The sequence below is a fragment of the Nocardioides sp. B-3 genome (genome assembly GCF_024703895.1).
Lineage (GTDB): Bacteria > Actinomycetota > Actinomycetes > Propionibacteriales > Nocardioidaceae > Nocardioides.
In genome coordinates this window covers 3,877,024-3,901,986 of the sequence record NZ_CP087968.1, presented here as the reverse complement: position 1 = coordinate 3,901,986, position 24,963 = coordinate 3,877,024, and the positions used below count along the sequence as shown (strand labels likewise).

General features: G+C 70.5%; 26 protein-coding genes, 8 pseudogenes and 1 riboswitch. Of the genes and pseudogenes, 13 read left to right on the top strand and 21 right to left on the bottom strand.

Annotated elements, in window-relative coordinates; all coding sequences use genetic code 11:
* Window positions 1–7 precede the first annotated feature (7 nt).
* From LP418_RS25735 to LP418_RS25725, 3 genes are all read right to left on the bottom strand, one after another.
* A complete protein-coding gene (locus LP418_RS25735) occupies window positions 8–286 on the bottom strand; it encodes a hypothetical protein (RefSeq protein ID WP_257954198.1) in 279 nt (92 codons plus the stop codon).
* Between the two features lie 5 nt (window positions 287–291).
* Entirely contained in the window at window positions 292–507 is a 216-nt protein-coding gene (locus LP418_RS25730) for a hypothetical protein (RefSeq protein ID WP_257954197.1), read from the bottom strand.
* 286 nt (window positions 508–793) lie between these two features.
* Window positions 794–1,147, bottom strand: a complete 354-nt coding sequence (locus LP418_RS25725; protein ID WP_257954196.1) for a hypothetical protein — start codon at window positions 1,145–1,147, stop codon at window positions 794–796.
* A gap of 107 nt (window positions 1,148–1,254) precedes the next feature.
* Between LP418_RS25725 and LP418_RS25720 the strand changes: the two genes are divergently transcribed.
* Together LP418_RS25720 and LP418_RS29985 are read left to right on the top strand one after the other, a co-directional pair.
* Entirely contained in the window at window positions 1,255–1,419 is a 165-nt protein-coding gene (locus LP418_RS25720; protein ID WP_257954195.1) for a hypothetical protein, read from the top strand.
* A 76-nt stretch (window positions 1,420–1,495) separates the two neighbouring features.
* Window positions 1,496–1,972 (top strand): peptidylprolyl isomerase, encoded by a 477-nt coding sequence (locus tag LP418_RS29985; RefSeq protein WP_272496292.1) that lies wholly within the window; start codon window positions 1,496–1,498, stop codon window positions 1,970–1,972.
* Here LP418_RS29985 and LP418_RS25710 read toward each other — a convergent pair.
* The 4 genes from LP418_RS25710 to LP418_RS25695 form a co-directional block, all read right to left on the bottom strand.
* On the bottom strand, window positions 1,950–2,666 hold the full coding sequence (locus LP418_RS25710) for an SDR family NAD(P)-dependent oxidoreductase (protein ID WP_257954194.1): 717 nt from the start codon (window positions 2,664–2,666) through the stop codon (window positions 1,950–1,952). The two genes, LP418_RS29985 and LP418_RS25710, sit on opposite strands and share 23 nt — an antisense overlap.
* Window positions 2,663–2,821: an SDR family NAD(P)-dependent oxidoreductase gene (locus LP418_RS25705; protein ID WP_257954193.1), complete on the bottom strand. Its 159-nt coding sequence runs from the start codon at window positions 2,819–2,821 to the stop codon at window positions 2,663–2,665. The genes LP418_RS25710 and LP418_RS25705 overlap by 4 nt, the downstream gene beginning before the upstream one ends.
* A gap of 47 nt (window positions 2,822–2,868) precedes the next feature.
* Window positions 2,869–3,210: an OsmC family protein gene (locus LP418_RS25700; RefSeq protein WP_257954192.1), complete on the bottom strand. Its 342-nt coding sequence runs from the start codon at window positions 3,208–3,210 to the stop codon at window positions 2,869–2,871.
* Window positions 3,211–3,329: 119 nt separating this feature from the next.
* Window positions 3,330–3,473, bottom strand: a complete 144-nt coding sequence (locus tag LP418_RS25695; RefSeq protein ID WP_257954191.1) for a hypothetical protein — start codon at window positions 3,471–3,473, stop codon at window positions 3,330–3,332.
* A 459-nt stretch (window positions 3,474–3,932) separates the two neighbouring features.
* Between LP418_RS25695 and LP418_RS25690 the strand changes: the two are divergent.
* The 8 genes and pseudogenes from LP418_RS25690 to LP418_RS25665 form a co-directional block, all read left to right on the top strand.
* Window positions 3,933–4,400 (top strand): annotated as a pseudogene (locus LP418_RS25690) (aminopeptidase N); the annotation flags it as partial.
* Window positions 4,312–4,566 (top strand): annotated as a pseudogene (locus LP418_RS31670) (M1 family aminopeptidase); the annotation flags it as partial. The pseudogenes LP418_RS25690 and LP418_RS31670, both read left to right, overlap by 89 nt.
* A gap of 148 nt (window positions 4,567–4,714) precedes the next feature.
* A pseudogene (locus LP418_RS34695) lies at window positions 4,715–4,894 on the top strand (M1 family aminopeptidase); the annotation flags it as partial.
* Between the two features lie 1,531 nt (window positions 4,895–6,425).
* Window positions 6,426–6,779 (top strand): annotated as a pseudogene (locus LP418_RS31660) (formate dehydrogenase accessory sulfurtransferase FdhD); the annotation flags it as partial.
* A 224-nt stretch (window positions 6,780–7,003) separates the two neighbouring features.
* Window positions 7,004–7,300 (top strand): annotated as a pseudogene (locus LP418_RS25680) (metallophosphoesterase family protein); the annotation flags it as partial.
* Between the two features lie 154 nt (window positions 7,301–7,454).
* Window positions 7,455–8,165 carry an exonuclease SbcCD subunit D gene (locus tag LP418_RS25675; protein WP_257954189.1) on the top strand — a complete coding sequence of 237 codons (711 nt, stop codon included), beginning with the start codon at window positions 7,455–7,457 and terminating at the stop codon, window positions 8,163–8,165.
* Complete coding sequence (locus tag LP418_RS25670; protein ID WP_257954188.1) at window positions 8,165–10,219, top strand: AAA family ATPase; 2,055 nt, start codon at window positions 8,165–8,167, stop codon at window positions 10,217–10,219. Before LP418_RS25675 ends, LP418_RS25670 begins: the two co-directional genes overlap by 1 nt.
* 104 nt (window positions 10,220–10,323) lie before the next feature.
* A complete protein-coding gene (locus LP418_RS25665) occupies window positions 10,324–11,169 on the top strand; it encodes an SbcC/MukB-like Walker B domain-containing protein (protein ID WP_257954187.1) in 846 nt (281 codons plus the stop codon).
* 6 nt (window positions 11,170–11,175) lie between these two features.
* Here LP418_RS25665 and LP418_RS25660 read toward each other — a convergent pair whose 3' ends face one another.
* Window positions 11,176–11,871: a sulfotransferase family protein gene (locus LP418_RS25660; RefSeq protein ID WP_257954186.1), complete on the bottom strand. Its 696-nt coding sequence runs from the start codon at window positions 11,869–11,871 to the stop codon at window positions 11,176–11,178.
* Window positions 11,872–11,927: 56 nt separating this feature from the next.
* On the opposite strand from LP418_RS25660, the gene LP418_RS25655 reads away from it, so the two are divergent.
* The 3 genes from LP418_RS25655 to LP418_RS25645 all read left to right on the top strand — a co-directional run bounded on the left by LP418_RS25655 (window position 11,928) and on the right by LP418_RS25645 (window position 14,829).
* Complete coding sequence (locus tag LP418_RS25655) at window positions 11,928–12,296, top strand: hypothetical protein (RefSeq protein ID WP_257954185.1); 369 nt, start codon at window positions 11,928–11,930, stop codon at window positions 12,294–12,296.
* Window positions 12,226–12,702 (top strand): hypothetical protein, encoded by a 477-nt coding sequence (locus LP418_RS25650; RefSeq protein WP_257954184.1) that lies wholly within the window; start codon window positions 12,226–12,228, stop codon window positions 12,700–12,702. The genes LP418_RS25655 and LP418_RS25650 overlap by 71 nt, the downstream gene beginning before the upstream one ends.
* Window positions 12,703–12,828: 126 nt before the next feature.
* Window positions 12,829–14,829, top strand: coding sequence for a metallopeptidase TldD-related protein (locus tag LP418_RS25645; RefSeq protein WP_257954183.1), 2,001 nt, complete (start codon window positions 12,829–12,831; stop codon window positions 14,827–14,829).
* Here LP418_RS25645 and LP418_RS34690 read toward each other — a convergent pair.
* The 13 genes and pseudogenes from LP418_RS34690 to LP418_RS25590 form a co-directional block, all read right to left on the bottom strand.
* Entirely contained in the window at window positions 14,798–15,109 is a 312-nt protein-coding gene (locus LP418_RS34690) for a DUF7586 domain-containing protein (protein ID WP_442940017.1), read from the bottom strand. The two genes, LP418_RS25645 and LP418_RS34690, sit on opposite strands and share 32 nt — an antisense overlap.
* A 104-nt stretch (window positions 15,110–15,213) precedes the next feature.
* A pseudogene (locus tag LP418_RS25640) lies at window positions 15,214–16,167 on the bottom strand (serine hydrolase domain-containing protein); the annotation flags it as partial.
* Window positions 16,164–19,008, bottom strand: a pseudogene (gcvP, locus tag LP418_RS25635) (aminomethyl-transferring glycine dehydrogenase). The pseudogenes gcvP and LP418_RS25640, both read right to left, overlap by 4 nt.
* A gap of 72 nt (window positions 19,009–19,080) precedes the next feature.
* A riboswitch (glycine riboswitch) is annotated at window positions 19,081–19,200 on the bottom strand.
* Window positions 19,201–19,247: 47 nt separating this feature from the next.
* Window positions 19,248–19,845: pseudogene (locus LP418_RS25630) on the bottom strand (MerR family transcriptional regulator).
* Between the two features lie 190 nt (window positions 19,846–20,035).
* Window positions 20,036–20,503, bottom strand: a complete 468-nt coding sequence (locus LP418_RS25625) for a bifunctional nuclease family protein (protein ID WP_257954181.1) — start codon at window positions 20,501–20,503, stop codon at window positions 20,036–20,038.
* Window positions 20,504–20,545: 42 nt separating this feature from the next.
* Window positions 20,546–21,244 carry a transcriptional regulator FtsR gene (ftsR, locus tag LP418_RS25620; RefSeq protein WP_257954180.1) on the bottom strand — a complete coding sequence of 233 codons (699 nt, stop codon included), beginning with the start codon at window positions 21,242–21,244 and terminating at the stop codon, window positions 20,546–20,548.
* 33 nt (window positions 21,245–21,277) lie between these two features.
* Window positions 21,278–21,559, bottom strand: coding sequence for an FHA domain-containing protein (locus tag LP418_RS34685; RefSeq protein WP_442940016.1), 282 nt, complete (start codon window positions 21,557–21,559; stop codon window positions 21,278–21,280).
* Window positions 21,486–21,818, bottom strand: a complete 333-nt coding sequence (locus LP418_RS34680) for a zinc-ribbon domain-containing protein (protein ID WP_442940015.1) — start codon at window positions 21,816–21,818, stop codon at window positions 21,486–21,488. Before LP418_RS34680 ends, LP418_RS34685 begins: the two co-directional genes overlap by 74 nt.
* A 128-nt stretch (window positions 21,819–21,946) precedes the next feature.
* Window positions 21,947–22,333, bottom strand: a complete 387-nt coding sequence (gcvH, locus tag LP418_RS25610; RefSeq protein ID WP_257954179.1) for a glycine cleavage system protein GcvH — start codon at window positions 22,331–22,333, stop codon at window positions 21,947–21,949.
* A 35-nt stretch (window positions 22,334–22,368) separates the two neighbouring features.
* Window positions 22,369–23,010, bottom strand: coding sequence for a DUF881 domain-containing protein (locus LP418_RS25605; protein ID WP_257954178.1), 642 nt, complete (start codon window positions 23,008–23,010; stop codon window positions 22,369–22,371).
* A 95-nt stretch (window positions 23,011–23,105) separates the two neighbouring features.
* Window positions 23,106–23,438 carry a small basic family protein gene (locus LP418_RS25600; protein WP_257954177.1) on the bottom strand — a complete coding sequence of 111 codons (333 nt, stop codon included), beginning with the start codon at window positions 23,436–23,438 and terminating at the stop codon, window positions 23,106–23,108.
* Window positions 23,435–24,307 (bottom strand): DUF881 domain-containing protein, encoded by an 873-nt coding sequence (locus LP418_RS25595; RefSeq protein WP_257954176.1) that lies wholly within the window; start codon window positions 24,305–24,307, stop codon window positions 23,435–23,437. The genes LP418_RS25600 and LP418_RS25595 overlap by 4 nt, the downstream gene beginning before the upstream one ends.
* 2 nt (window positions 24,308–24,309) lie before the next feature.
* Window positions 24,310–24,948, bottom strand: a complete 639-nt coding sequence (locus LP418_RS25590; protein ID WP_257954175.1) for a CDP-alcohol phosphatidyltransferase family protein — start codon at window positions 24,946–24,948, stop codon at window positions 24,310–24,312.
* Between the last annotated feature and the right edge of the window lie 15 nt (window positions 24,949–24,963).

The window sequence follows — 24,963 nt, the reverse complement described above, 5'->3', positions numbered from 1 at the left end:
ATCGCGGTCATGACTGCACGTCCGTGTCGGCACCGACGACGCGGTAGTCGAGGATCACGATCCCCGACGCGAGTGGAGTGGCCTCGGTGAGTTGGAAACGGGTCACCGGCCCCTCGCTGAAGAGCAGGGCCTGCGGCCCACTGCGGCCGAGGATGCCGAACTGCACGATGTCGCCCTGCGACTTCTCCTTCAGCTCCTTCACGGCGGTCACCAGCTCGTCCTCGATGACGTGGGTGTTGTGCCATTCCGGATCGCTCAACGTGGTGGACGCGACGTGCTTGGGCATCGAGTTCACTTGTCCGCCGGGGCAGTGCCGGCCATCGTCGGCCACACGGGAGCCATGACCTCATAGGTCTGCCGGCCCATGATCAGGGCTGAACTGGCGAGCACGAGATCCGTCTGGATCTTGTTCCCCTGTTCACCGAAGCCGCCTGTGGCCGGCCGGGTCTGCGGACTCTCGATGACGCCGTCGAGGCTGATGTAGGTGGAGTTGACGAGCTCGCTCATCTGATTGCCTTCCGTGGGTGCGAGCGCCGACGGTTTGCCGGCGCTTGTCTCCACTACGAATGAGAACTGCCGTATACGACAGCCGGGGGTGAGAGTCCCTCGACAGCCTGCGTTGATAGAGAGGCCGCGCGTTCGGTTCGATCCACCTTGGTCGACGACGCGTCACGAACCGCCGATAACTGACATTATGTCAATACGAGTCGAGATGAGGGTGGCCACTCCCCATCCTCAGACGCCGGTGGGCCGGCGGAGCGAACACGTTCATGATCGCGGTCGTGAGCTCTGGCTAGCTGCAGCGCTCGGCCTTCTCGCCTGAGTCGTTGCTCGCGGTGACGCAGAACGAGTCCTTGTCTGTCGCTCGCACGCGGATCGTCACGCCGGGCGATGTCTCGAACGCCGAAGCCCCGATCTCGACGACCTCACCCTCGGACACGGTCACCTCGACGGGACTACCGTCGTTGGCAACGTGGGCGGCCCGGTAGGTCTGCATCCGCTGCAGGTCCCGGTACATCGGCCGATCTTCGTCGATGTTGTCGTCCAGCATCAGCACGAGGGGCACGCATGCCAGCATCGCGAGGAAGATTCCGATGGTGATGAGCAGCGGGATCCGGTCCCCCGGGTTGCTCGCGCTTTGATTCACGGGCGCAATCGTAGGCGCATCGCCCTAAGCTGGCTCCGCCGGCCCGTCGTCGCCATCGATGCCGGGCCTTCTCACCTCGCGCCCAGCGCTCCCCTACGATCATCGACATGTTGAAGCGACTCGTCGCCGTCTCGGCGACCCCGGCCTGCCTGTCCCTCGCCGCATGCGGCAATGAAGGGGACGGTGACGACACCGCGACCGACCCGTCCACCAACGAGACCACCAGCGAGACCACGGAGACTCCCCGACGAGTCCGCCGCTGGTCCCTGTGAGTACGTCGAAGGAGCCCCCGCGGCCAAGGAGGTCGACCTCCCGCCGAGCGAGCCGACGGTCTCCGGAGAGGTGAAGGTGGTCTTCGAGACCACGCTCGGCGACATCGCGGCCACGCTGGACGCCGACGCCACCCCGTGCACGGTCAACTCGTTCGTCTCGCTGGCCGAGCAGGGCTTCTTCGACGACTCCCCATGCCCGCGGATGGCGACGTCGTCCTCGTTCGGGATCCTGCAGTGCGGCGACCCGTCCGGCACCGGCTCCGGCGGTCCGGGCTACAGCTTCGCCGACGAGCTGACCGGCGAGGAGACCTACGAGGCCGGCACTCTCGCGATGGCCAACGCCGGCCCCAACACCAACGGCTCGCAGTTCTTCATGGTGTTCAACGACTCCCCCGGCCTGACGCCCGACTACAACGTCTTCGGCACCGTCGACCCGGCTGGCCTCAAGCTGCTGACCGACGCCGCCAAGGAAGGCGATGACGGTTCGCACCCCGCCGGTGGCGGCGTGCCCAACGCCGGCCCGATCGACATCACCGCCGTGACGATCGGCTGATCACCAGCTGACACCCGTCAGCGACTCCGACTTCGCCCACAGCCGGGCGGCGAGGTCGGGGTCGCTGGCCATTTCGGAGCGCCCGACCGGGACTGGCGAGCCCCACAGCTCGCGCGGTCCGTGCGGACCGACATAGGTGTTGCCCGCGATGTCCATGGTCGCCGCGTACAGCGAGGGCAGCGCGCCCCGCTCCACCGGCATGCCGACCAGTCGGTTGCCCGGGGCGCCCACGCGGTTGAACGCGGCACTCCCGGTGCCGACCTCGGATCCCGGTCGAGGTGTAACCGGGGTGGGCGCCGACGGCTCGCACCGACGATCCGGCCGTGGTGAGACGTCGGTGCAGCTCGCCGAGGAAGCTGACGTTGGCGAGCTTCGACGCGGCGTACGCGGCGTAGGGGCGGCACGGCCGGCGCTCGAAGAACAGGTCGTCGACGTCGAGCACTCCGCTGCGGTGGGCCGCGGACCCGATCACCACGACGCGGTCGGTCAGCCGGGGCAGCAGCAGGTTGGTGAGCGCGAAGTGGCCGAGGTGGTTGGTCGCGAGCTGCGTCTCGAAGCCGTCCACCGTCCGTGACTCGGGCAGCGACATGACGCCTGCGTTGTTGACCAGCACGTCCGGGGGTGGGCGTCTCGTCCGCGAAGGCGCGTACCGACGACAAGTCGGCGACATCGAGGCGGCGTACGACGAAGTCACCCGGCACACCCCCTCGGGACCGCACGTCCCTTGTCCGGATTGCGTACGGCGACCACGACCCGCGCCCCCGCCGCGGCCAGCGCCTTGGCTGTCGCGAGGCCGACACCGCTCGAGGCGCCCGTGACGACGAAGGTCCGCCCGTCCCGGCGCGGCATCCGATCCGTGGTCCAGCCTCGGGAGGTGCTCCGACGCCACACCCGCGTCAGGCTTCCGTGCCGTCGTAGGCGACCTCGGCGCCGAGCTGGACCGTGCGGCTGACCGTGCACAGGCGATCGCGCGACATCGCGATCGCGCGCGGCAGGAACTCGCGTGCTGCATCGCCCTCGGGGCCGTCGGGGAAGGTCACGTCGAAGCTCACGCGCAGCCCGGTCATGTGGTTTCCGCCATCGTCGCGGACCTTGCTGCCCTCGACCGACACGTCGAAGACGGTGCTGTCGGACCGCTTCCTGGTGAGGGCCTCGACGTCGAGGGCGCTGCAGCCGGCGATGGCGGCCAGGAGCAGCTCGACCGGGGTGAAGTCGGGGTCCTCTCCCCCGACGCCCATGAAGGTCTCGCCGCCGCGGTCGTTGGTGGCCTTGAAGCGGGCGTTGCCGATCCCGGGTCAGCTCGATGCTGCGGAGGTTGTCGCTCATGCGGCGAGCATAGGCGCCAGCGCGGCTCGGGTCAGCGAGCGTTCCGGCGGGCGGCGCGTGCCGCGCGGCGCTGCTCGCGGCGGGCCAGCTCCACGGTCCGCAGCAGCGCCCTGTCCTCGATGGAGAAGGCCCGTCCCTCGACGATTCCGTTGGCGAGGTGCAGCTGCGTGCTCATGGTGTTCCCTGGTCCTTTCGGCCGTGCCGGCCGGGTGAGAGATGTAATGCATAGATCGCTGATGCGACTCTTACATTCTACGGGTGTGGAAACACTTCGCCGGACCATTTCCGGGGTGACCTCCCCCACGCCACAAGGCTTGTCGTGACTAGGGTGCTGGCGTGACTGGATCCCCCCACCTGAGCCTGCAGCACCGCGAGGCGATCGACCGGTTCGCGACGTTGAGCATCACGTCCTACGACGTCGCGCCTCGACATCGCCGGCGACGAGGCGACCTTCGGCTCGCGGAGCACGGTCGTCTTCGAGTCGACCGGAGCGGCGACCTTCGTCGACGTGAAGCCGGTGCGCATCAACGAGGTCAGGCTGAACGGCGTGCCGCTGGATCCCGAAGCGCTGGACCGGGGCCGACTGGCCTTGCAGCCGGAGGCCGGCACCAACGAGCTCGTCGTGGACGCGGTCATGCGCTTTCGCAACGACGGCGAGGGACTGCACCGCAGCGTTGATCCGGCCGACGGTCGCCACTATGTCTACGGCATGTCATTCATGGACGCCGCGCCGAGCATCTTCGCCTCCTTCGACCAGCCCGACCTCAAGGCTCCCTACACCTTCCACGTGCGGGCGCCGCGAGACTGGACGGTCATCGGCAATGCGCCCGGTGAGCAGGTCGAGCCCGGTGTGTGGGAGCTCGAGCAGACCCAGCCGCTGTCGACCTACTTCGTCACGCTGGTCGCCGGGCCCCGGCACGTCGTCCAGACGGAGCACGACGGCATCCGGCTCGGTCTGACAGCCCGGCAGAGCATTGCCGGTGCCCTCGACCACGACGCCGAGGAGATCCTGACTGTCACGAAGCAGAGCTTCGACGAGTTCCACCGGCTCTTCGACGAGCGCTATCCCTTCGGCGACTACCACCGGGCGTTCGTGCCCGACTTCAACGCCGGCGCGATGGAGAACCCCGGGTGCGTCACCCTCCGAGACCCCTACATCTTCACGTCCAGGGGTCACCCGGGGCGCGCACTGCCTCCGCGCCTCGACGATCGCGCACGAGCTGGCCCACCAGTGGTTCGGCAACATCACCACGCCGAAGTGGTGGGACGACCTGTGGCTCAACGAGTCCTTCGCGGAGTACATGGGCAACCGGGTCATCGCCGACGTGACGGAGTTCGACGACGCTCCGGGTCCGGCACGCCTACCAGCGGCGGCAATGGGGATTGCTCGCCGACGCCGGCCCGGCCACGCACCCGGTGGCCGGCAACGGCGCCACGGACGCCGTGGCCGCGTTGCAGGACTTCGATGGCATCTCCTACACGAAGGGCTCGAGCGTCCTCAAGCAGCTCAACGCACGGCTCGGGGACGAGGTGTTCTTCGGAGGCGTGAACGATCACTTCGCCGGGCACCGGTTCGCCAACGCGACCATGCACGACCTCTTCGGCAGCTGGGAGCGCGCCGGTGCCGGTGATCTCAGTGACGTGACACAGGGTTGGCTGCGCACCAGCGGGGTCGACCGGGTCGGGTTCGACCGGGAGAGCGGCGTGCTGCGGCGTACGGCGCCGGATGCCGCCCCCGGGGTCGTCGACCGCCGCCACGCGTTCAGCGTCGCCGTCGTCGGTCCGGACGGCACGTGGCGGCGCGAGGCGTTGCAGCTCGTCGGCGACTCGGTTGCCGTCGTGGTCGCCTCCGAGGAGGCCGTCGTGCTCGACGTCTACGAGACCTCGTGGCTGGTGGCCGAGCTGGACCGGGACACGCTGACGCGGCTGCCAGCGTTGATGTCGCGCATCACGGACGACGCCTTGCGATCGGCCGTGTGGAACAACGTGCGCAGCTCGTTCGAGACAGGCAGTGCGGGCCCGGCCGACGTGCTCGCCGTGGCCGTGAGCGCGATCCCGGACGAGACCAACGACGAGCCGTTCTCGTTCAACGCCCGCGCCATCGACCCGAGCAAGATGCTGCTGACGGAGTGGCTCATCTCGAAGGTGGCGCCGCTCAGCGCCGATCCGGTGGCCGCGCTCGGTGCCCTCCACGAGGTCTTTGCGGGACGCGCGCACAGCGCCGAGCCCGGCAGCACCGTGCAACACGCTGCCTTCCGGGCCGCCGTCGAGTCGTCGGCCTCCCCCGACGACCTCACTCGGTGGCTGAGCGGTGACGTCCCGGCGGGTGTGGAGCTCGATCTCTCGTTGCGCTGGCGGTTGCTGACCCGGCTCGCGAGCCCGGGCGCGGTCGGACGACCGGAGCTCGACGAGGAGCTGGCCGCCGACCCGACCGCGATCTCGCAGGTCGAACATGCCCGTGCCGTTGCGTCCCTCCCCTCCCCCGAGGCCAAGGCGTGGGCGTGGGACCGCTTCCTCGGGCTTCGAGGACGTCTCCAACTACGAGCTGCAGGCGGCCGGTCAGGGCATGTGGCAACCCGGGCAGGAGTCCCTGACGGAGGTCTACGTCGACCGGTTCTTCGACGACCTGCCGGGCACCGCGTCCCGTCGCAGCGGCTGGCTGCTGGCCGACGCCGCGTGCTGGTTCTTCCCACTCACCTCGCTGCACGACAAGACGGTGGACCGGGCCGAGGAGCTGGCGCGCGACGAGAGGCTCGACCCCTCCTTGCGCAGGCAGCTCAGGATCATGGCCGACGAGCTGCGCCGGCGCATCGCCGTGCGCTCGAGAGCATGAGCAGCCCGGCACGCCGCCCCGGACCCTCGGTGCGCGCGAGGGTCACCGAGCACACGGCCGCGGGTGAGCGCACGCACGAGGACCGGCTCGCGACCGAGGAACCCCTCGAGATCAGGCTGGCATCGCCCGGAGCCCCGGCCGAGCGGGTCTGGGTGACGATGCGGACGCCGGGTCACGACTTCGAGCTGGCGGCGGGCTTCGCGGCGAACGAGTCACTGGTGCCTCCTTCAGGGATCGTGCGGGTGGCCTACTGCACCGACGCCGACCCGGCCCCCGACCGGGGAGTTCAACGTCGTGACGATCACCGTGGCAGAGGCCACCGACATCGGTCACCGGCATGCCGCTCAGTCGGCCGGCTCCTCCGCGTGCGGCGTGTGCGGCAAGGACAGCGTCGCGGCGGTGCTGGACGTGCGGTCGGCGCCGCCGTGGCCCGGTGCGATCCCGTCCGTCGACGTCATCCGCGGCCTGCCCGCCCGGATGCGCGAAGGGCAGGCCGTCTTCGGCAGGACGGGCGGCGTGCACGCCGCGGCCCTCGCCGACGAGGACGGGCGGCTGCTGGTCGTGCGTGAGGACGTCGGGCGCCACAACGCCGTGGACAAGGTGATCGGCCACCGGGTGCTGGCCGGCGAACCACGCGCAGCTGCGTGCCTCGTGGTCAGCGGACGGGCCGGGTTCGAGCTCGTGCAGAAGGCGGTCGCCAGCGGCATCGGCAGCCCCGGTGGCGGTGGGCGCGCCCACGAGCCTGTCCGTGCGGCTGGCGACCGAGTCCGGGCTCGCACTGTTCGGCTTCACCGGCCCGGAGCGGTGCGTGCAGTACGCCTGAACGGCGTGGGCTCCCCGGCGTTGTCGGTGGTCGAACCTAGGTTCGTCCCATGCGGATCCTGCACACCTCTGACTGGCACACGGGGAGGTCCTTCCACCGCGAAGGGCTCCTCGGGCATCAGGGCGTGTTCATGGACCACTTGCTCGACGTGGTCAAGCGCGAGTCGGTCGACGTGGTGGTCGTCGCCGGCGACATCTACGACCGTGCCCTCCCCCACGTCGACGCGGTGCGCCCGGCCGACGAGACCTTCGCCCGGCTCGCCGCGTCGCGGGCTGCGGTGGTGGTCACGAGCGGCAACCACGACTCCGCCCAGCGGCTCGGCTTCGGCAGCCGGCTGATCGACGCGGCCGGCGTCTTCATCCGCACCGACGCCCGGACCGTCGGCTCCCCCGTCCTGCTCGAGGACGCGCACGGGCCGGTGGCCTTCCACGGCCTGCCCTACCTCGACCCGACCGCGATGATCGAGCCCCGGGGGCCTGCCCGGCAGGTCCCACGAGATCGTGCTGGGCGAGGCGATGCGCCGGGTGCGCGCCGATCTCGACAAGCGGGCACACACGCGCTCGGTCGTGCTGGCACACGCCTTCGTCGCGGGGGCGCAGCCGTCGGAGTCGGAGCGCGACATCAGCGTCGGCGGCGTCAGCCGTGTCCCCACCGGCATCTTCGACGACATCGACTACGTCGCGCTCGGGCACCTGCACGGTCGCCATGTCCTCGAGGACCACATCCGCTACAGCGGCTCCCCGCTGGCCTACTCGTTCGGCGAGTCCGACCGAGTCAAGGGCAGCTGGTTGGTCGACCTCGGGCCGACCGGGGTGAGCGCCGCGCACTTCATCGAGGCTCCGGTCCCCCGTCGGCTGGTCCGTCTCACCGGCGACCTCGAGACGCTGCTCTCCGATCCAGACCCGGACCGGCACGAGCACGACTGGGTCCGAGTCACGCTCACCGACGCGTTGCGCCCAGCCCGAGCCATGGAGCGGCTGCGGCGCCGGTTCGAGCACACCCTCGTGCTCTCCTTCGCCCCCACCGGTGCCACGCCGGTCCAGCTCCCGATCGCCAGCGTCGTCGGTCGTCGCGACCACGAGATCGCTCTCGACTTCGTCGCCGAGCTGCGAGGGGTGCCCGCCACGTCCGTCGAGTCCGACCTCCTTCTCGAGGCCTGCGACGCCTGCTGCGAAGACACCGACCTCGACGTCCCGGTGGGTGAGGCCTGATGCGCCTGCACTCCCTGAGCATCACCGCGTTCGGCCCCTTCGCCGACACGGTCGAAGTCGACTTCGACACGCTCTCCGGCTCCGGCCTCTTCCTGCTGAGCGGCCCCACCGGCGCGGGCAAGTCGAGCGTCCTCGACGCCGTCTGCTTTGCGCTGTACGGCGACGTCCCCGGCGATCGCAGCACCGCCGGTCGACTCCGCTGCGACCGGGCCGGCGAGGGTGTGGCGCCACGAGTGCGACTGGAGGTGACCCTGTCGGGCCGCCGGTTCCGGATCGAGCGCTCCCCCAAGTGGGAGCGGCCCAAGAAGCGCGGCACCGGCATGACCACCGAGCAGGCCTCCGTTGTCATCAGCGAGCGCGTGGACGACGGATGGCAACCCCTCTCGACCCGGCTCGACGAGACCGGTCACCTCGTCACCGGGCTCGTGGGGCTCACCCTGACGCAGTTCTGCCGGGTGGCGATGCTGCCGCAGGGTCGGTTCCGAGCCTTCCTGCGCGCCCGGTCGGAGGATCGCCATGCGTTGCTGCGACAGGTCTTCCGGACCGGACGCTTCGACCGGATCGAGCAGTGGCTGCGCGAGCGGCGGCTCGACCTGCAGCGCAGTTCCACGGACCACGGGCGCGCGCTCGCCCAGCTGCTCGGTCGGGTCAGCGAGAGCGCAGGCCAGCCAATGCCGGCGACATGGGACATCTCCGACCTCTCCCTCGATGCCGCGGACGGCGGCGTCGTCAGCTGGGTCACCGGCTGCGTCAGCTCCCGCCGGGACCGACGTGGCGAGGGCGACCTTGGGGTGCTCGGATGCCGACCGGCTCGTGGCCACGTCGGCCGACTCCCTTGCCAGCGGACATCTCGTAGCGGACCGCCGGGCCGCGCACGCGGCCGCGATGACGCGGCTCGCCGAGCACGACGAGTCCGCGCTCGCACGGAGTCGGGGGCTGTTTCAGGGCGCCGAGCGCGCGACAGCGCTGGCCGACCTCGATCTTGCGGCCGCCCGGGACGCCCACCTCGTCGCGCAGCGCCGACGCGAAGCGGAGTCCACCACCGCTGCCCGGGCTGCGGATCGCGGCTCCCGGCCAAGCGGCTCCGACCTACGACGAGCTGCCCTCGGTCCCGGCGGCGGCGGGCCGCGCGCTCGACCCGGCCGAGGCGGCGCGCCCCGATGCCGAGCGCCTGCACGAGCTCACGGGGCTCTGCACCGAGGTCACCGAGCTGCTCTCGGCGGCCACGGCGGCAGTCGTCCGCCTCTCGTCCGAGGTCGACGAGGCTCCTGGGCGCCCGGCGGCAGTCGAGGAAGCCCCCGGCCTCGGCGCACTCTGCACAGGTGCGGCTCCCGGCGTTGGCGGCCACGCTGGCCCCGGCTCACGAACGCGCCGGCGCCGCGACCGAGCTTGTCTCGGCGACCGCAGTCCTCACGGATCTGCGCCGCGAGCGCGAGACGGCCCGCGACGTGCTGACACGACTCAAGGAGACCCGGCTCGAGGTGCGCGAGGCCGGGCTCGACGGGATGGCCGCGGAGATCGCCGGCGCTCTGGCCGTCGGCGCTGACTGCCCGGTCTGTGGTTCGCACGACCATCCCCGCCCGGCGGTGGCCACGGCCGGCAGTCCCGACGCCGCCACCGAGCGGGCGGCACGCAAGGACGTGGACGACGCGGAAGGCCTGCTGGTCGTGCTCGACGACCAGCTGCGGCAGTCCGAGGCGCACCACACGCGGCTCCTGACCGTCGCCGACGGACTCACGGGCGACGATGCCGCACGCGCCCCCGGCCGAGGCCCGGCAGGCGCACGACGAGGCCGCCGCCCTCGCGGCGACGCACATCGCCTTGGCCGCAGAGGTGGCCGGTCAACGCGCCGCCGGAGACAACCTGCGAGCAGCCCGGGACACGGCGGGTCAGCGATGCACCGACACGGCGGCCCGGCTGGAGCTCCACACCAACGAGCATCAACGACTGCGCGACCGCATCGAGGAGCTGCTCGAGGGCAGCGGCTGCCGGACCGTCACCGAGCTGTGCACGCTGCGCCAGCGTCAGCTCGACGCACTGGCCCGGGCCTGTGAAGCGCACGAGCAGCTCGCCGGGACCGAGCGTGACCTCGCGCGGGCAGAGCGCGCACTGGCCGACGCTGCCTCGGGCGCTGGATTCGGCTCCGTCGAGGCCGCCCGTGCAGCGCCTCATGGACGAGGACGAACGACAGGCACTGGCCGCCGAGATCGCCGCTCTCGACGACGCCCTGCACACCGCACGTGCCATCACGCAGGACGCCGAGCACTGTGCCGCCACCGCACTCCCCCGACCTGACATCCCCGAGCTGGTCGCGGCGCTCGAGCTCGCCGAGACCCGTGCCCGGATCGCGCACGCCGCCCACGACGAGGCGGTCCGGCGGCGCAACCGGCTCACCGCGCTGGTGCAGGACGTGTCGGACGCCCCGGACACGTGGCGGCCGGTCCGCGAGGAGCTCGAGCTCACGGCGGGCCTCGCCCACTTCGTGGAAGGGAAGTCGCCCGACAACGCCTTGCAGATGCGGCTCTCGGCCTACGTCCCGGCGCATCGGCTGACCCCTGTAGTGGCAGCGGCCAACGAGCGGCTGGCGCGGATGAGCGACCAGCGCTACTCCCTCGAGCACACCGGCAAGCGCGGTGCCGGGGAGACGCGTGGCGGGCTGAGCCTCCTCGTGCGCGACGACTGGTCGGGCGAGGCACGCGATCCGGCGACGTTGTCCGGCGGCGAGACGTTCGTGGTCTCGCTCGCCCCGGCGCTGGGCCTCGCCGACGTCATCACCCGGGAAGCCGGGGGCGCCGACCTCGACACACTGTTCGTGGATGAGGGCTTCGGTTCGTTGGACGCCGACACCCTCGACGACGTGATGGACACCCTCGACGGCCTGCGCGACGGAGGGCGCGTCGTCGGCGTCGTCAGCCACGTGGCCGAGATGCAGACCCGCATCCCCAGCCAGCTGCGCGTGACCAAGGGCCGCGACGGCTCCCGGGTCAGTGTCAGCGTCGGCTGAAGCGCCTCAGGGCTGGGTCTTCCGGGTGGAGATGTCGAGTCCCCAGTCGTCGACCGGGCGACGCACCTGCGGTCGATAGAGCACCTCGAGCGAAGCCAGCAGCCCCTCGGGCGGCGTCCACGACGCCCGGCTGCTCGAACCCGAGGGGCGGTCGACGTCGCGAAGCGCAACGGAGGTCACCCCGAGACGTGACCACACCGAGTCGACGGCGGCCTGCGGGTCCTGACGCACGCTCTCGAAGACCATCACCTGCATGCGCGAACGCCCGACATGGTGCGCCCACATCGCCAGCTGGTCGGCATAGAACCCGCTGAAGGTCTGCACCGTGATCGGCACCGGATAGGGCCACGGCGACTTGGCCCGCGTGGCGGCGAGCCGCATGGCCGAGACGAACCGGTCGACCGGGTCGCGCAGGAGCACCAGCACCGGGGCGTCCGGGCCCAGCAGCCGCGCGGCCGTGGCCGGAGCCGACGAGTGACGGAGGTACTGCGGCGTCCAGTCGCCGCGACGGATCCCGTCCTCCGGGAACAGGTCGAGGTACGCCGAAGCCGGCTCGACACCGTCTCCCACCTTGTGCAGGAGGTGCTGTTCCTTCTTGCCGTTCGTCCCCAACCCGACCTGCGGGTGCTGCGTCAGCAGGTCGGTGAACCACGTCGTCCCGGACCGTTGCGCGCCGATGCCCAGCCACGACGGAGTACCCATGCGCGCCACCCTAATGGCTGCGTCATCGCGCCTGTGCTCTGCGTTAGGTTCGCTCCATGATCGATCCGACCTTCGCCGCGCTGCCCCACCGCACCCTCGGTGACGCCGCGCTGGCCAGAGCGGCCGAGCTCGGCGCCACCCATGCCGACTTCCGCTTCGGAAGCGTCCGCTACCAATACCTCGCAGCCCGCGACGGCGTGCTGCAGACTGCCAGCGATGTGGAGGACGTCGGCTTCGCCTGTACGCGTCATCCATCGCGGCGCCCGGGGCTTCGCCTCCGGTGTCGTCCTCACGGACGCCGAAGCCCGGCGTGTCGCGGAGACCGCGATCGCGGTCGCCGAGGTGGCCGCCGAGATGACCACGACGCCTGTGCAGCTGGCGGCCGAGCCGGTCTACGACGACGTCACCCGGGTCTCGGCCTATGACCTCAATCCCCTCGAGGTGCCGACCGCGGAGAAGGCGGCGGTGCTCACCGAGTGGACCGACCGGCTGCGCCGGCACGCGAGCGTCGGCCACGCGACCGCGGACCTCCAGCAGGTGCAGGAGAACAAGTACTACGCCGACCCGGCCGGCACCCGCACCACGCAGCACGCGTCCGGCTGCAGCCGGGCTTCGAGGCCATGGGCTCGGACGAGAAGACCGGCATCTTCGACTCGATGTCGTCCATCGCTCCCCCGGTCGCCCGCGGCTGGGAGTACATCACCGACGGCCGCTACGACTGGGACGCCGAGCTCGCGCAGGTCCCCGAGCTGCTGGCCGAGAAGCTGGTGGCCCCGAGCGTGGAGCCGGGCAGCTACGACCCGGTCATCCACCCGTCCAACCTGTGGCTGACGATCCACGAGTCAATCGGGCACGCGACCGAGCTCGACCGGGCGCTGGGCTACGAGGCCAACTACGCCGGCACCTCCTTCGCGACCTACGACAAGCTCGGCAACCTGCAGTACGGCTCCCCCGATCATGAACGTCACCGGCGACCGGACCGTCGAGCACGGGCTCTCCACCGTCGGCTACGACGACGAGGGCGTGCAGACCCGCGAGTGGGACATCGTCAAGGACGGTGTGCTGGTGGGCTACCAGCTCGACCGGTCCATGGGGCACATGAAGCCCGAGCTGCACGAGGGCCGCTCCAACGGTTGTGCGTACGCCGACTCGCCGGGCCACATCCCCATCCAGCGGATGGCCAACGTGTCGCTGCAGGCGGCGCCGGACGGTCCCAGCACCGACGAGCTGATCGGCAAGGTCGAGCGCGGGATCTACATCGTCGGCGACAAGTCGTGGTCGATCGACATGCAGCGGTTCAACTTCCAGTTCACCGGCCAGCGGTTCTTCAAGATCACCGACGGCAAGCTGGACGGCCAGCTCCGCGACGTCGCCTACCAGGGCGACCACCACCGACTTCTGGAACTCCATGGAGGCCGTCGGCGGCCCCGACACCCGGGTGCTGGGCGGCGCGTTCAACTGCGGCAAGGCTCAGCCCGGTCAGGTGGCCGCCGTCAGCCACGGAGCGCCGACGGCGCTGTTCCGCGGCGTCCGCATCCTCAACACCACCGACGAGGCAGGCCACTGATGACCGCGCACACCCCGCAGCAGCTGGTCGAGCACGCGCTCGCCACCTCCACCGCCGACGACTGCATCGCCATCGCGGCCGACAGCAGCAGCGCCAACCTGCGCTGGGCGAACAACACCCTGACCACCAACGGCGTGATGGTCTCCGTCGACGTCACCGTCATCTCGTTCGTGGCCCGGGGCGACGGCGTCGCGACGGGGTCGGTCTCCGGGAGCGCGAGCACCCCCGAACAGGTCGAGACCCCGGTCAAGGCCGCCGATGCGGCGGCACGGTCGGCCTCGGCTGCCGAGGACGCCGCCGACCCGGTTGCCGACCACACCAGCACCGACTGGGACGCCGCTCCCGAGCGCACGGGCATCAAGGCCTACGACTCGTTCGCCCCCGCCCTCGGCGAGGCGTTCCGCGCTGCCTCGGCCGAGGACCGCCTGCTCTACGGCTTCGTCAGCCACGAGGTCGTCACCACTTACCCGGGGTCGTCGCGCGGACTCCGGCTGCGACACGTGCAGCCGACCGGGCACTACGCCTGCACGGCCAAGGACCTCGGTCTGTCCGAGAGTGCTCGGGTGGGTGGCGCGACCCGCGACTTCGCCGAGGTCGACGCGGCCACGATGGCCGAGCAGGTCAAGCAGCGGCTTGCCCGGGCCGAGCGGCAGATCGAGCTGCCGGCAGGTCGCTACGACACGATCCTGCCGCCGACGTCCGTCGCCGACCTGATGATCGACGCCTACTGGGGCGCGGGTGCCCGGGTCGCGCACGAGGGCGAGTCCGTCTACAGCAGGACGGGCGGTGGGACGAAGATCGGCGAGCGGATCGTCAAGCAGGGCGTCCACCTGTGGTCCGACCCCGCCTACACCGGGCTCCAGTGCACTCCGTTCAACATCGCGGGCGCCTCGGACAACACCGAGTCGGTCTTCGACAACGGCCTGCCGCTGGGCCGCACCGACTGGATCGCCGACGGCACGCTCTCCGCGCTGCTGCAGACGCGGCACTCCGCAGTCATGACCGGCCAGCCCGTCACCCCGATGATCGACAACCTCGTGCTCGAGGTCGACGGTGGTCAGGGCAGCGAGATGGACCTCGTGGCCGGGATGGATAAGGGCCTGCTCGTGACGTGCCTGTGGTACATCCGCGAGGTCGACCCGCAGACCATGCTGCTCACCGGACTCACTCGTGACGGGGTCTACCTCGTCGAGGGCGGCGAGATCGTCGGCGCGGTCAACAACTTCCGCTGGAACGAGAGCCCGATCGACCTGCTCAACCGCTTCTCGCACGCCAGCGCGACGGTGCCGAGCTTCAGCCGCGAGTGGGGCGACGACTACTTCTCGCGCACCGCCATGCCGGCCCTGCGGATCCCCGACTTCAACATGTCGAGCGTCTCGCAGGCCCAGTAGCCCTCAGCCGAGGTCGGGGCGTCCACCGGGGAATGGGCGCCCCGTCCTCGTAGGGCTCACGCGTCAGGATGAACGTGCCGATGTCGAGGTGCGAGACCACGCCGTCGCTTCGGCGTACGACCCGGAGCTGCTCGCCCGAGTGGTAGCCGCGGATCCCGACCACCCGACCGGCGTCGACCCCGAAGCGCCATGCCTCGATGCCCCGTTGTCGTGCCACGAGATCGCCGGCCTCACAGGCGAAGACGACCGGCCCGGGCCCCCAGTGCCACAGGCCGAGCACGTCGGCGAACTCGGGCGGCACGGTCTCGTTGGGCGCCCACGCGACGGGCAGGGCCGGCTCCCACTGCTCGAGCTCGTCCAGAGGTCGGCGCCGAAGGCCGCCACGGGCACGCCCGAGGTGCCGTTGACGAGTCCGACGACGCCTGCATGGCGCGTGCGGTCGACCGTGCAGATGGCGTGGAACCCGGGCATCGACCCGCTGTGCCCGACCAGCGTCCCCGAGCCGCCGCGGAAGATCTGGAACCCGAGCCCGTGCGTGTAGGCCAGCCCGGCGTGCTCCTCCCCCGACTGCGGGGTGAAGGCACGCCCGAGGACTTCTGGGCTCAGCACGTCGTCGTGTCCCTCGAGCAGGAAGCCGCAGTAGGTCGCGAGGTCGGCGACCGTGCTCCACACCTGCCCGGCCGGCGCCATGGCCGCCGTGTCTGGCAGCGGCTCGGCGATCAGCGTCTGGGCATAGGGATGCACCGACCAGCCCTCGGCATGCGTGCCCGAGTGCTGGTAGGACGTGCGGTTCATCCCGAGCGGGGTGAGGATCCGCTCCGATGCGACCTCCCACCGGGTCTGGCCGCGCAGGCGCGCCACGATCTCGCCGAGCAGGCCGTAGCCGAGGTTGGAGTAGTGGAACTGCCGATCCGGGGCGCACGGCGCCGCCGACCCGTCATTTGCACCAGCGAGCGACTCGAAAGAACCGCCCTCCGACCGCTCCCACCACGACCCGGCCGGCTCGGCCTGAAGTCCACCGGAGTGGGCCGAGAGCTGCCGGATGGAACGGTCGGCGTAGCCCACCTCACCCAGCACGGACGAGGCCGGCGCGTCGAGCGACAGCAGCCCCTCCTCGACGAGCTGGAGGATCAGTACGGCCGTGAACGTCTTGGTGATCGAGCCGATCTTGTACTGCGTGTCGGTCAGCGGGCCGGGCACCGCGCCGGCTCCACCGGCCCACGCCAGCGTGCCGTCGCGGACGACCCCTGCCACGATCGAGGGCACCATGCCGTCGGCCCGGGCCTTCGCGACCCGCCAACGCAGGCGGTAGTCGGTGAAGTCGGTGACCGGGCTCATTCGGCGAACGCCTCGGGTGGCGGGCACGCGCAGACGAGGTTGCGGTCGCCGTAGGCCCGGTCGATGCGGGCCACCGGCGGCCAGTACTTGTCGGGGTCGATGCCGGTCGGGAAGACGCCCACCTCGCGGGAGTAGACCCGGTCCCACTCGCCGACCAGCGCGCGGGCGGTGTGCGGCGCGTGCCGCAGCGGCGAGTTCTCCGGGGACCACTCCCCTGCCTGCACGCGGTCGATCTCGCCCTTGATGGCGATCATCGCGTCGCAGAAGCGGTCGATCTCCCCGAGGTCCTCGGACTCCGTCGGCTCGACCATCAGCGTGCCGGCGACCGGGAACGACATGGTCGGTGCGTGGAAGCCGTAGTCGACGAGCCGCTTGGCCACGTCGTCGACGCTGACGCCGGAGTCCTTGGTCAGGCCGCGCACGTCGAGAATGCACTCGTGCGCCACCGGGCCGCCGTGCCCGCGGTAGAGCACCGGGAAGTGGTCGGCGAGCCGGAGCGCGACGTAGTTGGCGGACAGCACCGCCACGGCGGTCGCCCGCGTCAGGCCGGGGCCGCCCATCAGCCGGATGTAGGCCCACGAGATCGGCAGGATGCCCGCCGAGCCGTAGGGAGCCGCGCTGATCGGGCCGATGCCCGCGCGCTTCTCGGGCTCGGGGTGCATCGGGTGCGAGGGGAGGTACGGCGCCGGTGTGCCCTGCACCGCGACCGGCCCGACACCCGGACCGCCGCCACCGTGCGGGATGCAGAACGTCTTGTGCAGGTTGAGGTGCGAGACGTCGCCGCCGAACTCGCCGGGCTTGGCGAACCCGAGCAGCGCGTTGAGGTTGGCGCCGTCGACGTACACCTGACCGCCGTGGCCGTGCACGATCTTGCACAGCTCGGTGATGGAGTCCTCGTAGGCACCGTGCGTCGACGGGTAGGTGACCATGATCGCGGCCAGCGAGTCGGAGTGCTTCTCGCACGCGGCCTGCAGGTCGTCGAGGTCGACGGAACCGTCGTCGGCCGCCTTGACGACAACGACCTTCATCCCGGCCATCACCGCGGACGCGGCGTTGGTGCCGTGCGCCGACGAGGGGATGAGGCAGACAGTCCGCTCGGTGTCCCCGTTGGCGAGGTGGAAGCCACGGATCGCCAGCAGCCCCGCGAGCTCGCCCTGCGAACCCGCGTTGGGCTGGATCGACACGCGGTCGTAGCCCGTGACCTCGGCGAGCCAACCCTCGAGGTCGTCGATCAGCTTGCGGTAGCCGGCCGCGTCCTCTGCGGGCGCGAACGGGTGCAGGTCGGCGAACCCCGGCAGGCTCACCGGCTCCATCTCGGTGGTGGCGTTGAGCTTCATCGTGCACGAGCCGAGCGGGATCATGCCGCGGTCAAGGGGCGTAGTCGCGCGCCGACAGGCGGCGCAGGTAGCGCAGCATCTGCGTCTCACTGTGGTGGCTGCCGAACACCTCGTGGGTGAGGTAGGCCGACTGCCGCACCACCGAGCTCGGGATCGACGACGCGGTCTCGGAGACGCCATCGCTGACGCCGAAGGCACGCAGCACGCTGGAGACCGTGGAGGGCGTGGTGGTCTCCGACGTGGAGAGGCCGACGTGGTCGGCGTCGACCGAGCGCAGGTGCAGCCCGAAGGAGCGGGCCGACGCGACGACCTCCGCAGCACGACCGGGCACGTGCGCGGTCAGCGTGTCGAACCGGGTGTCGTTGACCAGTTCCACTCCCCCGGCCTCGAGCGCCGCGGCGATGCGGGCGGCGTAGTCGTGGGTGCGCTGTGCGATCGCCTTCAGCCCCTCGGGACCGTGGTAGACGGCGTACATCGAAGCCACGACGGCGAGCAGGACTCGGGCGGTGCAGATGTTGGAGGTCGCCTTGTCGCGGCGGGATGTGCTGCTCGCGGGTCTGGAGGGCGAGGCGGTAGGCGGGGCGGCCCTCCGCGTCGATCGAGACACCGACCGGGCGACCGGGCAGGTGCCGCTCGAGACCGGCGCTGACGGACATGAAGCCGGCGTGCGGGCCGCCGTAGAACAGCGGGACGCCGAAGCGCTGCGACGAGCCGACGACGACGTCGGCCCCCATCTCCCCGGGCGCCTCGAGCAGGGTGAGCGCCAGCAGGTCGGCGGCGACGACGACGAGGGCATCGCGACCGTGTGCGGCCTCGATCAGCGGGCGGGGGTCGAGGATCCGGCCGCTGGCTCCGGGATACTGCACGAGCAGGCCACTCAGCGGGCCCTCCGGCAGGCCGGCGGTGAGGTCGGCGACGACGACGTCGATGCCCATGCCCGCGGCGCGGGTGCGCACGACCTCGATCGTCTGCGGAAGCGCGTCCGCGTCGACCACGAACGGGCCCGACGCCTTCTTGTTTCCACGGCGCAGGAGCGTCATCGCCTCCGCGGCGGCGGTGCCCTCGTCGAGCAACGACGAGTTGGCCGTCGGCAGGCCGGTCAGGTCGCCGATGACGGTCTGGAAGTTGATCAGCGCCTCGAGACGGCCCTGCGAGATCTCCGGCTGGTACGGCGTGTAGGCGGTGTACCAGCTCGGGTCCTCGAGCACGTTGCGCCGGATCACGGGCGGGGTGATCGTCGCGTGGTAGCCGAGACCGATCATCGCCTCGGCCGGCCGGTTGAGGCCCGCGAGGTGCCGCAGCTCCTTGGCCGCCGCGTCCTCGCTGACGGCCTCGGGCAGGTCGAGGTCTCCGTCGGCACGGATGCCACCGGGGACGGCGGCCGCCATCAGGGACTCGAGCGAGTCGTGCCCCCAACGCTTCGAGCATCTTCTCGATGTCGTCGGGGGCGCAGACCGATGTGGCGGTCGACGAAGGGTGAGTGGGGCGCGGACGGGTCCGTCATGGAGGCTCCCTCGGTTGGCGGTCAGCAGGCGCCTCCCCCTCTGTCAGGCCCGGACGGGTCCTTCAGAGTTGCCTGCTCCGCGCAGTTCGGGTGCCTGAGAGGTTCCGGGGAGGAATTGCCCCTTCGGCGCAACGCACACGATTCCTCCTCAAGGAGGAGTCGCCGTGCCGTCGACTCTCCCGCGCGGGATCGTCAGCGGCACCAGCCTACCGTGTCATGCCGATCGAGCCGTGGTCGGCTCAGCCGATCTTGCGGGCGGCGCGCCTTGCGGCCAGCTCGTCACCGGCGACGTCGCTGACGTCCTCGGCGGCACGCTCGCTGGGCAGCTCGGCGAGGGTGCCCTCGATCTCGCGCCAGACGCCGCCGATGGCGATGCCGAAGACGCCCTGACCGCCCTGCAGGAGGTCGATGACCTCGTCATTGCTGGTGCACTCGTAGACGCTGGCACCGTCGCTCATCAGCGTCACACGCGTCAGGTCGTCGGTGCCCCGCTCCCGCAGGTGTTGTACGGCGGTGCGGATCTGCTGCAGCGAGATGCCCGCGTCCAGCAAGCGCTTCACGACCTTGAGGATCAAGATGTCGCGGAAGGAGTAGAGACGCTGCGAGCCCGAGCCGGTGGCCCCGCGGACGGTCGGCTCTGACCAGTCCGGTGCGCGCCCAGTAGTCGAGCTGGCGGTAGGTGATGCCGGCGGCGTTGCACGCCGTCGGTCCGCGGTAGCCGGTGTCGCTCGGCAGTGTCGAGACGTCGTCGGTGAAGAGCAGTCCCTGCTCCTCAGCGGCCTCGGCCGCCTTGGCCGCGTGTGCGGCGGCCGGGCGGTCCCGGTCGTTCTCGTTCACAGCCACAGCGACCCTCCGAGTCCTACTCCGTTGGGCGTAACTCCGGGGGAAGAGGCTGCGGGGAAGGGCAACCACACGGGTGGAGTTACAACAGAGACGTTTCAAAGTAGGCCGCGAATCCAGCCCGGTCAATCATGGTCGCGGCGTGTCGCAACCCCTCAACCTCAACCTGAGGGTGAGGTTGAGGCTGTCACTGAGCCTCGAAGTCTTCCGGTGAGACGTGGTCCGGGAACTCCCGGAACGCCTCGACCTCGTCCTCCTGCTCGGCCGGCACGGCCAGCCCCGCCTCGTCGAGCACGTCCTCCGCGCACACGATCCGCGTGCCCATGCGCAGCGCCGGGGCGATCGAGTCCGACGGCCGTGCGCTGACTTCCTGACCGCCCACGAACACGAGCTCGGCGTAGAAGACACCGTCACGGACATCGGTGATCCGCACCTCGCTCAGCTGCTGGCCGGTCGCTTCCAGCACGTTCTTCATCAGGTCATGCGTCAACGGACGCGGCGGCGTGACGCCCTGCTGGGCGAACGCGATGGCCGTCGCCTCGACGGCGCCGATCCAGATGGGCAGGTAACGCTCTCCCCCGGCCTCGCGCAACAGCACGATGGGCTGGTTGGAGGGCATCTCCACCCGGACTCCGATGACGTCTACTTCGCGCACTCGTTCACCCTACTCCGACGGCGTGAAGCGACCGGCGGGCAGTCAGGAGCGACGCAGGCCCGTCTTGACCAGCGTCGCGTGCAGGCGCACGGACAGCGCGGCGATCTCGCTGACCGCCTCCTCGATGCGTCCCTTCGCTGCGGCATCACGGCCGCGTTGCAGGGGCGCAACGACCTGTTCCACGAGGCCGACCTCGCGGTCCGCGGCCGTCTTGAAGGCCCGCAGGTGACGTGGCTCCAACCCGAAGGCGGCCAGCTCGCGAGCCGTCTTGGCCACGACCGAGTCGTCGGTGTCGTAGTGCCCGGTGCCGGGACGTGGGGAGATCAGCGCGAACTGCTCCAGCTGGGCCAGCAGCTCCTCGGAGATCTCGGCGATCTTGATCAGCTCGCGCCGTGAGAGGCGCACGTCGCTGGTGGTGCGGAAGGACTCTGGCGACGGCAGCCCGTCGGGGGCCAGTGCGACCTTGGGCACCGTCGGCACGACGCCGTCGATCGCCGGCGGCTCAAGGCCACGGTCGATCGCGTCGAGGTGCTCGCCGATCACCTTGTGCGGAAGGTAGTGGTCTCGCTGCATCCGCAGGATGTAGCGCAACCGGTCGACGTCTCCGCCGGAGAACTTGCGGTAGCCCGACTGCGTCCGCTCGGGCTTGATCAGCCCCCGGTCCTCAAGGAAGCGGATCTTGGAGATCGTCACCCCGGGAAAGTCGCTGCGCAGGTGATCGAGGACCCGGCCGATGTTCATCCGCGTCCGAGACGCAGCGGGTTCAGCCATGGATCAGCCTGCGGCGCTGGTGAAGAAGACGAGGCGGTACTTGCCGATCTGGACCTCGTCGCCGTCGGTGAGCTCGACCGAGTCGATGCGGTCGCGGTTGACGTAGGTGCCGTTGAGGCTGCCGACGTCGCTGACGGTGAAGTCGTTGCCCACGCGGCGGAACTCCGCGTGACGACGCGACACCGTCACGTCGTCCGAGAAGATCTCGCTGTCAGGGTGTCGGCCAGCGCCGGTCAGGTCGGCGTCGAGCAGGAACCGGCTGCCCGCACTCGGGCCGCGCTGCACGATGAGCAGCGCGTGACCGTCCCGGCAGCGCGTCCACGGCGGCCGCATCGACCGGGCTCAGCTTGCGGTCCGAGGTGTCCACGGGGGTGGGGACGCCGAAGGTGATCGTCGCGGTCGCGTCGCTGGCCCCGGCCGCGCCCTCCGAACCGGCGGTGCCGGTCGGCGCCTCCGCGCCGTCGGTCACGAGGCGGGTGCCGCACTGCGAACAGAACCGCGCATCGTCCGGGTTCTGCTTGCCACAGGCGGTGCAGAACGGCATGAAACCCTCCTCGATTGCCGGGCCCGATCAGACCGGAGACTGGCGCGAAACCTCAACTCTGACTACTGATTCGAACCTATCAGTCGCACGATGCGCAGCGTGGCACGTCGGCGCGATCCGTGTGCGGATCAGCCTTCCGGGCCGGCTTGGTACGCCGCAGCGTCCAGCAGCGCCTCGACCGCACCTGCGTCGGCCGGCACGATCTCGAACAGCCAGCCGGCGGCGTACGGATCGTTGTTCACGAGCTCGGGGGTGGCGTCGAGGGTCTCGTTGCGGGCCACGACCTCACCGGTCAGCGGTGCGTAGACGTCGCTCACCGACTTCGTGGACTCGAGCTCCCCGCAGGTCTCGCCGCCGGTGACCTGCTCCCCGACCTCGGGCAGCGACACGTAGACGATGTCGCCCGGGGCGTCCCGGGCGAAGTGTGTGATGCCGACGCGGACCGATCCCTCGGCGTCGCCGGGGCTGCGAACCCACTCGTGCTCACTGGTGTACTTCAGGTCCTCGGGATACACGGTGACTCCTTCTCCTCGGGTCGGTTGTGGGCAGGCTACTGGTCCGGGTCGGGCTCGGCATTCAGGGGTCGCACCGGTTCCCGGACGCTCTCGACGTCGAGCGACTCGAGCTCGGTGACCTGCACGCTCGCGCCGTCGCGTTTCAGCTGCTCGATGGGCCCACTGTCGAAGGTCATAGCGCTGGTCAGAGCGTGCGGCTCGCCGATGACGTCGATGATGTACGGCGGCTCGAGCAGCTCGCCGTCGAGCTCGATGCCGCCGACGACGGTGTTGAAGGAGCTCTGGGCCGCGAGGCGGTAGGTGTCGTTGAACTCCATCGCCTCGGCGTCGGCCGTCCGCAGCTCCTGCACCGGGTCGAGCAACGAGACGAGGGTGGCCGAGCCGGTCTCCTCCTCGATGCGGACCCGGATGCCGGGGCCGGTCACCGGCACCAGACCCGCGATGATGTTCAGGGTGGTGACGCGCTCCTGCGTCGCGTTCAACGCCGCCTGTCTCCGGGTCGACTCCGACTGCAGCTGGTCGCGCGTGCCCTCGAGCCGGTCTACCTCGCGCCGCGCGCATTCGGCGGTGCCGGTGAGCGCGTCCGGGATCTCGATCAGGTCCTGCTCGCGCAGTCCGGCGTAGGTGTTGTCCTGCTCGTTGTTCCTGACCCGGACCACTGCCGAGAAGCCGAGCACCGCCAGCAGTACGCCGACGATGGCCCGGGGCCCGCGTCGGCCTGCGCAGCGTCGCCGGGAGCCGGTCGCGACCGGTCTCGTCGGGAACGTCCTGTTCAGGCATGGAACAGGTGACGGCGGATGGCCGCGGCGTTGGAGAAGATCCGGATCCCGAGCACCACGACGACGCCGGTGGTCAACTGGCCGCCGACGCCCAGCTGGTCACCGAGGAAGACGATCGCGGCGGCGATCACGACGTTGCTCACGAACGAGACGACGAAGACCTTGTCGTCGAAGATGCCGTCGAGGAATGCCCGCAGCCCACCGAAGACCGCGTCGAGGGCCGCCACCACCGCGATCGGCAGGTAGGGCTCGAGCCACAGTGGCACATCGGGGGCGAACACGAGTCCGGCCGGGATGCCGAGCAGGAGTCCGAGAGCGGCGATCACGGGGCGGCTCCTTCCTCGTCCGGGCGTGTGTCGGTGAGCGTGTCGATCTTTGCCTGCCGCAACGTCCGCAGCGTGGCGGCCGGCAGGCGGAGGTCATCGACATTCTGCGGTACGTAGGAGAATCCGTAGGTACTCACCACGCTGAACCACTCCAATCCTGCACTGGATTCGAGCAATCGCGCCTGCAGGGTGCCCGGATTGCCGATCGCCTCGACGACGAAGGGCGGCGTCAGCGGCCGGCCGTTGACATGGACGGCCCGATTGGTGTTGCGGATGCCACCCAGCGCGACGATCCGCTGGTCGTTGATCGCGATCGCCTCGGCTCCCGCGGTGAACAACCCGTCGACCAGCAGCGCCGGGTCGGAGTCGCGCACCTCGTCATTGGGTACGGCGCCGGGCGCACTGGCCACCTTGATCCGCACCCCCGGACCGCGGACCGGGATGTAGCCGTTGACGACCTCGAGCCGCTGGCGCCGGGCGCTGAGGTCGTCCACCTCCTCGGCGAGCGCGGCATTGGCCTTGTCGAGCGCCAGCCCGTCGTCGGTGAGGCTGCGGATCTGCTTCTGCAGGTCGGCCACGTCGGCACGACCCGACTCGATCTGCCGGATCAGCGCGGCGCGCCCGAGCTCCCGGACGTCGGCGTCGCGCTGGGTCTGGACCGCCACGATGGTGGCCAGCGCTCCGAAGGCGGCCACGGCCAACGCCGTACTCCACAGACGCGAACGCGGTGGCTCGTTCTCGCCGGTGGCGCGGCGCTTTGCGGCGACGTGGGCGTAGTCCTCGTCGAGCGAGCGCTCAGTGATGAGCGTCAGCAACGGGGTCGTGACGTGGTGTGGCAGTGGCGCGTCGGACGCGGTCCGGTCGAACATGCTCAGTCCCCGGGCTGGGCCGCTGACCGGGTGGCCCGCCGCGGCGTGTCACGGATCAGCTTGCGCACCTGCCGGGCGTAGAGCACGCCAGCCCACCAGTAGAGGCCGATGCCCCAGAAAGCGAAGGCCCAGCCGAACACCCGGGCCATCGTCGGCACCACGCCGGTGCCCTCCCCCAGCAGCAGGAGCGGGAACGCGTAGAGCAGGTTGAAGGTGGCTGCCTTGCCGAGGAAGTGCACCGGCAGCGCGCTGTATCCGCGGGTGCGCAGGATCGGCACCAGCCCCCACAGCAGCAGGTCGCGCAGCGGGAGGATGATCGCCACCCACCACGGGATGATGTCGCGCAGTGCCAGTCCGACCACGACGGCCGGGATGTAGAGCCGGTCGGCGACCGGGTCGAGGATCTCGCCGAGGCTGGAGAACTGGTTGAGCCGCCGGGCGAGGTAGCCGTCGAGGAAGTCGGTGACGCCGGAGATCATGAGCACCACCAGCGCCCACGCGTCGGCTTCGGGACCGAGCACCAGCCACAGGAACAGCGGGACGCCCGCCAGTCGCAGCATGCTGATGATGTTGGGGATCGTCCACACACGAGACTGCCCGGTTGCCTGTCCGGTCTGCTCCTGCACTGAATCGCCTGCCATCGGATCTGCGGGGTG